Source organism: Rhizobium etli CFN 42 (assembly GCF_000092045.1).
Classification (GTDB): domain Bacteria; phylum Pseudomonadota; class Alphaproteobacteria; order Rhizobiales; family Rhizobiaceae; genus Rhizobium; species Rhizobium etli.
Genome location: NC_007766.1, coordinates 223,266 through 234,267 on the forward strand (window position 1 = coordinate 223,266; position 11,002 = coordinate 234,267).

Annotated in this window: 8 protein-coding genes and 2 pseudogenes; 1 reads left to right on the forward strand and 9 read right to left on the reverse strand. The window is 59.5% G+C overall.

Features of this window, described 5'->3' with window-relative positions; translation table 11 throughout:
• Positions 1-101: 101 nt before the first annotated feature.
• From repC to RHE_RS27555, 6 genes are all read right to left on the reverse strand, one after another.
• Positions 102-1,406 (reverse strand): plasmid replication protein RepC, encoded by a 1,305-nt coding sequence (repC, locus tag RHE_RS27530; protein WP_011428520.1) that lies wholly within the window; start codon positions 1,404-1,406, stop codon positions 102-104.
• Positions 1,407-1,559: 153 nt separating this feature from the next.
• Entirely contained in the window at positions 1,560-2,561 is a 1,002-nt protein-coding gene (repB, locus tag RHE_RS27535; protein ID WP_011428521.1) for a plasmid partitioning protein RepB, read from the reverse strand.
• A gap of 2 nt (positions 2,562-2,563) precedes the next feature.
• Positions 2,564-3,757 carry a plasmid partitioning protein RepA gene (gene repA / locus RHE_RS27540; RefSeq protein ID WP_011428522.1) on the reverse strand — a complete coding sequence of 398 codons (1,194 nt, stop codon included), beginning with the start codon at positions 3,755-3,757 and terminating at the stop codon, positions 2,564-2,566.
• A gap of 504 nt (positions 3,758-4,261) precedes the next feature.
• On the reverse strand, positions 4,262-5,287 hold the full coding sequence (locus tag RHE_RS27545; RefSeq protein ID WP_011428523.1) for an ABC transporter permease: 1,026 nt from the start codon (positions 5,285-5,287) through the stop codon (positions 4,262-4,264).
• A gap of 37 nt (positions 5,288-5,324) precedes the next feature.
• Complete coding sequence (locus RHE_RS27550) at positions 5,325-6,866, reverse strand: sugar ABC transporter ATP-binding protein (protein ID WP_011428524.1); 1,542 nt, start codon at positions 6,864-6,866, stop codon at positions 5,325-5,327.
• Between the two features lie 75 nt (positions 6,867-6,941).
• Positions 6,942-7,904, reverse strand: coding sequence for a sugar-binding protein (locus RHE_RS27555; RefSeq protein ID WP_011428525.1), 963 nt, complete (start codon positions 7,902-7,904; stop codon positions 6,942-6,944).
• A gap of 326 nt (positions 7,905-8,230) precedes the next feature.
• Between RHE_RS27555 and RHE_RS27560 the strand changes: the two genes are divergently transcribed.
• Entirely contained in the window at positions 8,231-9,334 is a 1,104-nt protein-coding gene (locus tag RHE_RS27560) for a LacI family DNA-binding transcriptional regulator (protein ID WP_011428526.1), read from the forward strand.
• Positions 9,335-9,545: 211 nt separating this feature from the next.
• Here the strand turns inward: RHE_RS27560 and RHE_RS27565 are convergent.
• The 3 genes and pseudogenes from RHE_RS27565 to RHE_RS27575 form a co-directional block, all read right to left on the reverse strand.
• Positions 9,546-9,950, reverse strand: a pseudogene (locus RHE_RS27565) (type II toxin-antitoxin system VapC family toxin).
• Positions 9,947-10,180: an AbrB/MazE/SpoVT family DNA-binding domain-containing protein gene (locus RHE_RS27570; RefSeq protein WP_011428527.1), complete on the reverse strand. Its 234-nt coding sequence runs from the start codon at positions 10,178-10,180 to the stop codon at positions 9,947-9,949. Before RHE_RS27570 ends, RHE_RS27565 begins: the two are co-directional and overlap by 4 nt.
• A 68-nt stretch (positions 10,181-10,248) precedes the next feature.
• A pseudogene (locus RHE_RS27575) lies at positions 10,249-11,000 on the reverse strand (SDR family oxidoreductase).
• Positions 11,001-11,002 lie beyond the last annotated feature (2 nt).

The window sequence follows — 11,002 nt, forward strand, 5'->3', positions numbered from 1 at the left end:
GGCTCCTGTCGCCGAGACCTTTCGTCCAGCCGCCAATCGGACTGGAAGCAGGTGAGTTTACCAGATGAGGCAACGGCGCAACTGCGCTGTAGCTGGGGCCTTTATCCGGCATGGCGCTTCGCCCCACCATTCGCCCTGACGAGCGCCATCAGCATCGGGCCAATCGCGAATTCGCCCCTTTCGGTCCTGCGGGTGAGATCGCGGAGATAGCCGCCGGGCGAGTTGATGTGTCCTCCCCGTTCCAAGATGCAGGCGATCACGGTCGCGGCGTTTTCCGGCCCCATGCCGGCGCAGGCTTCCTCATAGGCCGAGGGGCTGACGCCGAGCATCGAGCGCACGACGACGGCGGCCGACATCAGGTCGCGCCAATTGGCGATCGCGCCACCCGGCCCATAATCGAGAATGGCGGGGCAGGCCTGCAGGACAAGGCCGAGCGGGAAGGATTTCAGGCTGTGGCCGGCGATAGGATTGGCGGCATTCGGCGCCTTGCCACCAGATCCGGCAGAAGGCCTCGGCAATTTCAGCCTTTGCGAATCCGACGGCTCGGCCACCCCTTCATTGTTTGCCGCTGCCTTTTCGCCCTGCTTCGTGTCGAAGCTTGGTTCAAGTTCAATAGTGGAGTCGGGGTTTGAATTCTGTTTGTGGCGCTCAATTTGAGATTCATTGGCGTCCAATTTTTCTCTTTTTATCTGTCTTTCCAGCAGGTTGACGGCCTCGTCGCGCAGCAGCCCCATTTCTTCGAGCAGCGATGCCAGTTCTTCGGTGCTCGCCACCCGCGGGATCCGTGCGACAAGAGCACGAAACATCACCGTCATCTGCTCCCAGTCACCGGGAACCGCTTCGTCGATGGCCGCCGAAATCAGCTTGGAAATATCGCGCCGGCAGATCGTCAGGCGTTCTCTGGTCGCCCGGAGCAGTTCCCGGTCGGCAACTGCCTGGGCTGCCAGATTTTCAATCTCGACCGCACGGGCCAGAAGCGGCGCGATGCTGAAGCCGTAAGCTTCGCCGATGGCCCCTGCCCTGTCGCGGCGGGCATAGCGTTTCCCGTTCGGACTGTCCTTGCGCAAGATCAGGCCAGCCTCGACCAGGACGGCCAAGTGCCGCCGCAGCGTCGCCGGCGTCATGCCGCGGGCGCGCAGCGATAGCTGTGCATTCGAGGGAAAGACGATCAGGCCCTTCTCCTCGGAAATTTCATCGTCGGGATAAAAGGTCAGCAGCGCATCAAGCACCGTCAGCGCCCGATCGGTCACGCCGAGCGCCGGTCGCGCCTCGCAAATTGCCCGAAACAGCTTCCACTTGCTGCGCATCATCCCCGGCTCGATCGTCCCGGCCTGCTGCTGGCTTGCCAGCATGCCAAGCGACATCGGCCGCCGCCCGAAGGGCGTCGTCACATAACCACTCTCCATTGCCTTCACCTTCGTTCAGGCAAAAGAAAACCATCCACCAATTTGGTGCCTAAGACGCTTGACTGTGATTCGTGGAAATGCGATTCTCGATGTGCTTAAGATCTGAGAAGGGCTTCCACGACGGCGTCGTTGGGGGCCTTTTTCTTTTGCGCGCTACGCTCCTCTGTGCTTCTTGAATTCCTGGAACAGGCCCTGGAGCCGTTCCTGGACGAATCGATCGAACCCCGGCGCCGTCTTGCCGTCGAAGACGAAAGTAGCGCCGGCTGCTGTCTTTTTGATCATCACAGGCACGCCGTTGACTTCGGTTTTGGCCACCGCCGGCTTTGGCGCGGCCGTCTTCTTCGTCGCCAGAACCAATGCCCGGTGGAAGCGTTCGTCGCTCGAAATCCTGCGTGCGTCGTCCGCGGACAACTCCGCGATGATCGTCCGGACGTCGGCTTTCTCCAGCCGATCGCCCAGCTCCAGCCAGCGGCGGCGGCCGATCTCGGGCGCGGCACCGATGGCGTTGATGAGGTCGAGCGGCACCTGCCGCATGACGATCAGCATTCTCGACAGCGCCGCCTTGTCGACACTGAGCGCCGCCATGATGACATCTCGGCCGAAGCCGCGTTCCTCGAGCCGCGACGCGAAGAGCGCGCGCTCGATATAGGAGAGATTGGTACGGGCGCTGTTTTCCTGTCCCTGGCTGACGACCAGCTGGTCATCCGTGAGATCGCGCACGACCGCACGAACCTTGATGCCGATGTCCCTGATGGCCGCGAGCCGTCGATGGCCGTAGGCGACCTGATAACGACCCTTGGCTTCAGGATGCGGACGCACGAGGATCGGAACCTGCTGCCCGTGTTCGCGGATCTGCTCGACGAGATCGGCCAGTTCGGCAGCGTCGATCGCCAGGCGGTCGCTGACGAAGGAGGCGTCGATCAGGCTTGGGTCGAGTTCGATGATCATCTGGCCCGCCGCGAGCTGCCGTTCCAGCTCACCCGCCCGCTCCATCTTCTCGGTAATGTTGCCGAGCGTCTTCGTAATGCCGCCGACCGGCACGCCGACACGTTCCTGCGGCACGAACCCGGCGATCGGGCGATTGTCGCGGGGGGCGATCGCTTCCACCCTTGCCGCGCTCGGAGCGGAGATTTCGATGAGGTTCTTGCGCGCCATTTCTATCTCCTTCCCCAGGTGGAGCGAATATGCGCTTCGATCTCGCCATTCACGAGGTTCAGCGACTCCAGCGCCCGATCATAAGTTCCGCGCGTGAACTGCGACCGCTCGACTTCGTAGAGTGTCTGCTTGGTGACGCCGGCATCGGAAACGGCCGTCGATTTCACCATGGCATTGTGGAGCATGCGATTGCCGAAGATCGCCCGCATGAAGCCGGTCATCTGGCTCTGCGGCCCGTCATTCGGCTCGAACCGGGTCACGAGATAGCGCATCCAGTCATAGCTGGTGCGCCCGCCGGCCCTCTCGACGACCGACATCAGTTCGCTCGTCATCGTCAGGAACTGCGACATCGACATGACGTCGAGCATCTGCGGGTGAACGGTGATCAACACCGAAGTCGCCGCGCAGAGCGCCGACATCGTCAGGAAGCCGAGCTGCGGCGGGCAGTCGACGACGACGATGTCGTAGAGGCTTTCGATATCGGTCAGCACCTCGCCGATACGGGCAAAGAACATCGTCTCCGCCGTGCCCGATGCCATGGCCTTCGGCGTCTCGTGCTCGAATTCCATCAATTCCAGATTGCCGGGAATGAGATGCAGGTTCGGCGTATAGGTGGCGCGCACGATATCGGCGATCGGGCGCGGATCGTCATAGCGGATTGCGCCGTAGATCGTTTCGCCCTCGCCGACGTCGAATTCCGGCTGATGGCCGAACAGCGCGGACAAGGAGGCCTGCGGGTCGAGGTCGACGGCAAGCACGCGGTAGCCCCGGAGCGCCATGAACTGCGCAAAATGGGCCGCGGTCGTGGTCTTGCCCGACCCACCCTTGAAATTCATCACGGAGACGATCTGGAGCTTTTCGCCCGGCCTGCGGGCCGGCACATATTTCGGCGTTCCGTTCCGCTCGTCGAGGACGCGGCGGATCCGATCCATGTCGGTTGCGCTATAGAGCCGTCGTCCGTTTGCCAGCGGATCCGGACCATGGCCGTCGGCCGCCACCTGCCGGAGATAACCTTCGCCGATGCCGATGAAGGCCGCGGCCTCTGCCGGAGAAAATGTCCTGATCGTCTTTTGCGATAGCGGAGGAAAGATTTTGGCCTGATGCTGCTGAAGTTGATAGGACAACTCCTTCGCATCCGTTGCCAGAAGCGACGGAAGGTGCTCTTGATCATCTTGAAGAGCAAGACTCGGCTGCATGATCTCTTTCCTGCGTAACTGCGCAATTTTGAACGAAAGCGCTTCAGTTGCGCAGTTACTATATGCCGCGATTCGTGACCGAATTACAAATGCTTAACCAGAACGCGCATCAGAGCCGGCAAAACGGGCTCCGGAAACCGGAGGTTTGACGGATTGAACGGCGGTGATTCGCACCGCGCAAGATGCCGACAGGCAAGGCCTCGATTCTCATTATACATGTGAAATTCATTGCGATTTTGCGGCACAGCGGCACAGACAGGCTCAAGGTAACCATGGCCCGTCATCCTTCAGGTGTTGTCGCCGTTGGTCATCACGACCCGTCAAAACCCTTTGTTCGGTTCGAGAATGCTTAGGCTGCGGTTCGTACGGCAGCCGAGCAATTTCACCGCGGCGATGCGCGATCGCTTCCGTCCAAATAGTGTCAGCCACTGCCGTCTTTCGGTGACATGCCGATGGTCATCGCACTATGCCCTATGAGCAGCCGACAAGCCGCCTGCCTGTTTCTTAGTCCCGATTAGCAACCACCGGCAAGCTTCCTTCGTTTGGAAGACGGGATTCAGTCTGCCGTGCGGCGGAGACGAGGCGTCGCTTTGCGCGGATCGAATGCCATTGTTGGTCGATCAGGACTCCCATGAGGATCACGCCACCCATGACGGCGAAGTTCAGCGACGAGGGAATGCCGAGCAGGTTCACAAGGTTTTGCAACTCTTGCAGCAGGACTGTGCCCAGCACGACCCCGACGATCGATCCCTCACCGCCGCGAAGTGAAAAGCCGCCGAGCACGGCGGCGGCGATCGCGTAGAGCTCGTAGAACTGGCCATGGCTCGCCGGCGAGATCGAGCGCGTGTACATGGCGAAATAGATCGCCGAAAGCGCCGTAAGCAGTCCGCAGATGACATAGGCCGTCATAACCAAACGGTCAGTCCGGATACCTGAATAGCGAGCCGCCTCTTCGTTTTTTCCAACCGCGTAAAGATAACGTCCGAAGACAGAGCGATGAAGCACCAGCCACATGGCCACGGCAATGACGACCATAGCAATGAAGGTGCTCGGAATGCCATAGAACCGTCCGGCGGTCAGAAACTCGAGCTCCGGGAAATTCTGGCCGAAAGCAAATCCCGCCGTCCCGTCGGCCGTATAGAAGCGCGCTGCCCCGCGATAGATCAGGAGGCCGCAAAGAGTGACGACAAAGGGCTGCAAGTTGAGCCGGGTGATGAGCCACCCGTGGACGGCGCCCATGACTGCGCCGAGCAGGAGAATGAGCGGCAGTGCCAGCGTCCAGGGCATATATTGTACCGCAATGAAATCGACGAATAAAACGCCAAGAAGCGCTACGAGCGAGCCCACCGAAAGCTCGATACCGCCCGTAATGATGACAAAGGCCTGGCCCATCGACAGGATGCCGAACAGACCGATCAGGTTGGCGGTGTTGGCAAGGTTGATCGGCAGCAAGAAGCGCGGGTTGATGATGGCGACCACGACGCCGACAACGACGATCAAAAGCAGCAGTCCAAGATCTTTCTTGATCATTTGAGGCCCATCTCCGATACCCTAATGGCCGCAGCCGCTATTTTACGCTTTTGCCGACAGCAAGCAAAAGGACGCTTTCCTGGCTGAATTCGTCCTCTTCGAGAATGCCGGCGATCTGGCCCTCGTGCATGACGGCAATACGGTCAGAAACGCCGATCACCTCTTCCATGTCGCTGGAGATCATCAGGATCGCGACACCGGCATCGGCAAGCGCTCGCATCATGCCGTAGATTTCGTTCTTCGCGCCGATATCGATGCCGCGTGTCGGCTCATCGAAGATCATTACCCTCGGGCTCATCGACAACCATTTGGCCAGAACCACCTTCTGCTGGTTGCCGCCGGACAGAGTGCCGGTTCGCGTCGAAACCGACGGCGCTTTGATACCGAGACGAACACGCTGCTTTTCAGCGGCCTCGATCTCCCGTTCAGCGGAGACCATGAAGCGGCTGGAAATCCTGGGGAGATCGGCAAGGGTGATGTTCTGGGCGATCGGAAGATCAAGAAGAATGCCATTGCGTTTGCGATCCTCCGGCACCAGAAAGATGCCGCGGGCGACAGCGTCCCGAGCAGAACCGATCGCGATTTGGCGTCCGTCCTGCAGAATGGCTCCGCCGTAACTCCGGTCGATGCCGAAGAGTACCCTTGCAAGCTCGGTGCGGCCCGACCCGACGAGGCCTGCAAGCCCCAGGATTTCTCCGTATCTGATTTCCAGGTCAACGGGGCGGCTGGGATAGGCCTCGGTGCGCACGCCGTTTACCTTCAATGCGACCGGGCCTGGCGAACGCTGCGGTTTTGCCGTTCGTGCTGCGAGCAACCGGCCGATCATCAGCTTGACCATCTGATCATGGCCAATGTCCTTCTTGGCGAGCGTACCCACGAGCGTGCCGTCGCGCAAGACGACCACCCGGTCTGCTACGCACTCAACCTCGTGGAGGCGGTGCGAGATGAAGATTACACTGATACCATCCGCTTTCAGCGATTTGATGATGTTCAGCAGCCGCTCGGTTTCGGCCAGCGGCAGGCTGGAAGTGGGTTCGTCGAAGATGACAAGCCGAGCCTTGATGGACAGCGCCTTGGCGATTTCCACCATCTGTTGCTCGGCAAGGGAAAGCGACGCAACGGGTGTGTCGGCGGAAAAATGTGCCCCTACCCGCTTCAAGAGCGGGGTCACCATCTCTCGAAGCCGTGCGCGATCGACAAACTTGAAAGGTCCCGCTTTCAGCGGCTCGCGGCCCAGAAAAATATTGGCGGCAACGTCGAGATTGTCAAAGAGGTTGAGCTCTTGATGCACGAAGGCGATGCCGGATGCGATGCTCGACTCCACAGTGAGGTGGCGAAGCTCTGCGCCATCGAGCAGGATCGTGCCCCGATCCGGAGCGATCACGCCGCCAAGAATATTCATCAGCGTCGATTTGCCGGCCCCGTTCTCGCCGACCAAGCCGATAACCTCTCCCGGCACGATGTCGAGCGACAACCCCTCAAGCGCTACAACGCCTGGAAAAGTCTTGCCAACGCCGAAAAGCGAAAGGAACGGCGTTGCAGGCGCGTCCGGTGACGGGATGTCTGAGCTATGATTCATTGCCTGTCCATGACTGCGGGTGCTGCGGCATGAAACGTCTTTCGCGGCGGGGAGTACCCCCGCCGCGAACGAGAATTACTTTCCAGCCATCGCCTTCAGGTTAGCGGCATATTTGTCGACGTCATCCTTGCCGATGATCACTGTCGGAATGATGATCAAGCCGTTGCTGGGAACACCGGACTTGTCGCCCTTGAGGTAGGCGGCCATCAGCTTCATCCCCTGATAAGCCCATTCGAATGGCTGCTGCACGACGGTTGCCGCGACCGTGCCTTCTTTGACGCCGCCGAGCGTGATCGGATCGTCGTCAAAGCCGACGACAGTGATCTGGCCGAGCTTTCCGGCGTCGCGCAGCGCCTCATAGATGCGTGGCGTGTTATAAGAGTAGAAGCCGACCATGCAGGTCACGTCCGGACTGGCCACCAGTGCATCCTCGACATTCTTTTTTGCGCGCGTCTGGTCGATATCGTCGCCGCGCACATCTGTCAGCTCGATCTTCGTGCCCTTAAGACCATCCTTCATGCCCTGAATGCGTTCCTTGGCATTATCGGCTCCGAGGAGCCCGACAAAACCGATGCACTTGCCGCCATCCGGCATTGCCTTCTTCGCGATTTCGGCCGCCTGCAGACCGGCGTCGATATTGGATGAGCCGATATAAGCGACGCGGTTGGTCTGCGGCGCGTCACTGTCGGTCGTGAAGAGAGCTGTTTGTGAGCCGATCTTGTTCAAGCCCTCGGTCTGAGTTTTGGGGTCGACTGCGGAAACCATGATCCCCTTTACGCCAGCACTGACTAGGTCTTCCATCAGGCGCTGCTGGATGGCTACCGATGCCTGCTCAGGGTACTTCAGCTCCAGTTGGTAATCCGGCAATTCGGCCTGGGCCTTCTTCACGCCCGCTTCCGCAGCTTTCCAGAAGTCAGACGCTCCGTTGACGACGAAAGCAAGAGTCGGTTTGTCGGCGGCATCGGATACTGCAATCGGCGCCGCGCTCAGTATCAGCCCGGCAAGGAACAAGGCTGCATTCCGTTTCAGCTGTTTCATAATATACCTCCCGAGGGGCCGCAGTCGCATGGCCCCGTTTGCGAATTGCGGCCGGCCGAATGCGCGCCCCCTCCTAGGGCCGCCGCAAAAGCGACGAGTGGCATTGGTTCCGATCGCTCCCTGACGGTATACAAGAATCTTAATTAGTAAATAGTATTATCAATGCACATCAAAACATTTCATCGCGGGAGAGTGAGAATGAAGTTTTACAGTGAGGATTCGTAAGCATTGTAGGCGTTCGCGCAATTGCCAGCACTTTCGGACGAATGCTAATATTAATTACCTAACACGCAACTTCTTCCAAGATCCGGAGATCATTCCCCCGAATGCGAAAGCCTAAGACCCAAAAGAATGCTGAAATTGATAAGCCCGCCCGCGTGACCATGATGGACATCGCCGCGGCGGCCGGCTGCTCACAGGCTGCTGTTTCCTTCGTGCTCAACGACACGCCCGGCACCCGCATCTCACAGCAGACTCGCGACCGGGTATTGGAGGCGGCGCGCGCCCTCGGCTACACGGGGACAAGCTATACCATGAAGGCCTCTTATTCGGGCCTGGACAACGTGATTGGCTTCGCCGTGGATCAGCTCGCTACCAGCCCGGAAGCGATCGTTGCGATCGAAGGCGCCCGCCAAGCGTCGTGGAATACGGGCAACGTGCTGTTGGTTACCCAAACGCTAGGCGATCCCGTCATGGAGCCAAAAGCAATCAGGGCCCTGACGAACGGGGGCATATCCGCACTCATATACATGACAATCTATACCAGAGAGGTCCAACTCCCTTCTTATGTCTGTGGACTCAACATGCCGACTGTATTGTTGAACTGCTACACGGCGGATCATGCCTTTCCAGCCGTGGTCCCAAGTGAAATCGCCGGAGGCCAGAGCTCCACCCGGCATCTGATCACGCATGGCCACCATCGCATAGGGACGATCACTGGTGAAATCTGGATGCAGGCTGCACAAGACCGGCTGACGGGATACCGCCGTGCACTAGCGACTGCCGATATACCCTTCGATCCAGAATTAGTCGTTGAAGGCGACTGGTCGGCCGGTGCCGGCTACGCCGCTACGATGCAATTGCTTGCGTTGCAGGACCCTCCGACCGCGATTTTCTGCCAGAACGATCGCACGGCAGTGGGATGCTACGAAGCGCTCAAAGATGCTGGCCTTCGCATTCCCCAGGACATGTCGGTGGTCGGTTACGACGACGAAGAAATTTCGAGACATCTGGTACCGGCACTGACCACTTCGGTCCTTCCGCACCTCGCCATGGGTCAGTGGGCGATTGAACATCTCAACCTGCAGACCATGCCCGGCAAGCGCTATCCAATTACGAAGCTCGAATGCTCGCTGGTCAATCGTCATTCCGTCGCTGCGCCGAGGGCCAAGGCGCGGCATATTTTCGATGGGGCGCATGGGCCGCGATAGACTGGAGGTCGAGCCGGCGGGGCACCGCACGGCTGGAGCATAATCCCCGTCTCGGTCGGCATCATTCTCTAGTTATTCAATAGAACAGGATTCACCCTTTGGTGCGAAGGCCGAACCGGCTGTCGCCGACAGTGTTGGAGCCGCGCAAAAGCTTCTCGAGCCGCTGCTTCAGGAAGGTTTGTTGGAGCCTGGCATAATCCAAGTCTTCGCCTCAGGCCCCGGGCGCGATCAATCTCAATGAGGGGAAATAGCTGCGATAGCGGCCGAGGTCTCGTGTCAGGAGTGGCAGTTCTTGCACGGCAGCGTGAGCACCCATGAAGAAATCAGGAAGCACGCCGGTTCGGGTCCCTCCTGCCTTGCGATACTGCCTGAAGACCTTGCCGGCAAGAAACAAAGCGGGTTTCGGCATCGAGATCATCTCGAGCCCAGCCTCTTCCACAAAAGCCTCCAGCGCCTCGATTCTCTCGTATCGAACCGCAAGTTCGGCCTAAATTACATCGTTCATCAGGAGGGGGCCTTCTATACTTGCCGTCTCGAGCTGGGCGATAGACCAGTCCGCCCATTCCGGGTCGTTTGGCACGAGGTCCAGGAGCACATTGGTATCGACGAGTGTCACGTTTCGCCGCGCGTCAAAGCCATGATGGCGTTCGTGTCGAGGCCCTTGCCGGCATGGCCGCGCAGCTTCTCGAAGCGGCTCGCAGGTCGTTTCTTGTCGGCGCGCGTCAGAACCACGCTTCCGTCGGCAGCACGGTGAAAATCGACTTGGCTGCCGGGAACGATGCCGAGCATATTGCGTACGGGCTTCGAATTGGTGACTTGGCCTTTCGCGGTAACTGTCGTGGGCATAACAGACGCCTTTGTAATACTCTCTTGGCAGAAGGTATTGCTACATTCGGCAAAATTCAAAGTGGGCACTAAGCCGCCATCGACTTGTAGAGCCAGTCGGAGAGCGTCTGGCTCCCCATGCGCGCTCCAACACCCGGAAGCAATACGTCACCGCTCAGTTCGACGCCGAAATACGAGGTGATGGGGTCGGTTATCACCTGCCGCTGGTCTTCGTTGGCGGCGAGATGATGCGGGCGATTTCATCGATGCCGAACTGTTCGGGGCCGCCGATCTCGATGATGTTGCCCAAGGGATCTCCTGTCGCCAGTTCCGCCAGTAATGCGGCGACTTCATGAGCCGCCACCGGCCTCGCGGAGGCCGGAGGCAAACGAACGACGTTGCCCTCGGCGCCGATGTCGATCACGCCGTTGATGAATTCGTAGAACTGCGTCGAGCGGAGAATCGTGTAGCGGCGAGCCGAGGCCCGAACGAGATTTTCCTGCACCGCTTTCGCGCGGAAATAGTCGCTTTCGACGAGGCGCGGCGTGCCAACTACAGAAAGCGCGAGATAATGCCGGACGCCGGCTTCCGCCGCGGCTGCGATCAGGTTCTTCGTCGATGCCTTGAAGAAATCGAGCGCCGAATTGTCGCCGAAGGAGGCGGCATTGGTCACATCGACAACGACTTCGGCACCTGTCATTGCCGCTGCCAGGCCCTTGCCGGTAACCGTATCGACGCCGAGCGACAAAGATGCGGCCGCGACGTCGTGGCCCGAGCGCCGCAGATCCGCCGCCAGTTGCGTTCCGATAAGGCCGCTTGCTCCCGCTACCACTATTTTCATAT

What these genes read in the sequence shown, in the direction of transcription:
- repC (WP_011428520.1), bottom strand. Translation starts at nt 1,406, where the DNA reads ATGGAGAGTGGTTATGTGACGACGCCCTTCGGGCGGCGGCCGATGTCG.
- repB (WP_011428521.1), bottom strand. Translation starts at nt 2,561, where the DNA reads ATGGCGCGCAAGAACCTCATCGAAATCTCCGCTCCGAGCGCGGCAAGG.
- repA (WP_011428522.1), bottom strand. Translation starts at nt 3,757, where the DNA reads ATGCAGCCGAGTCTTGCTCTTCAAGATGATCAAGAGCACCTTCCGTCG.
- RHE_RS27545 (WP_011428523.1), bottom strand. Translation starts at nt 5,287, where the DNA reads ATGATCAAGAAAGATCTTGGACTGCTGCTTTTGATCGTCGTTGTCGGC.
- RHE_RS27550 (WP_011428524.1), bottom strand. Translation starts at nt 6,866, where the DNA reads ATGAATCATAGCTCAGACATCCCGTCACCGGACGCGCCTGCAACGCCG.
- RHE_RS27555 (WP_011428525.1), bottom strand. Translation starts at nt 7,904, where the DNA reads ATGAAACAGCTGAAACGGAATGCAGCCTTGTTCCTTGCCGGGCTGATA.
- RHE_RS27560 (WP_011428526.1), top strand. Translation starts at nt 8,231, where the DNA reads ATGCGAAAGCCTAAGACCCAAAAGAATGCTGAAATTGATAAGCCCGCC.
- RHE_RS27570 (WP_011428527.1), bottom strand. Translation starts at nt 10,180, where the DNA reads ATGCCCACGACAGTTACCGCGAAAGGCCAAGTCACCAATTCGAAGCCC.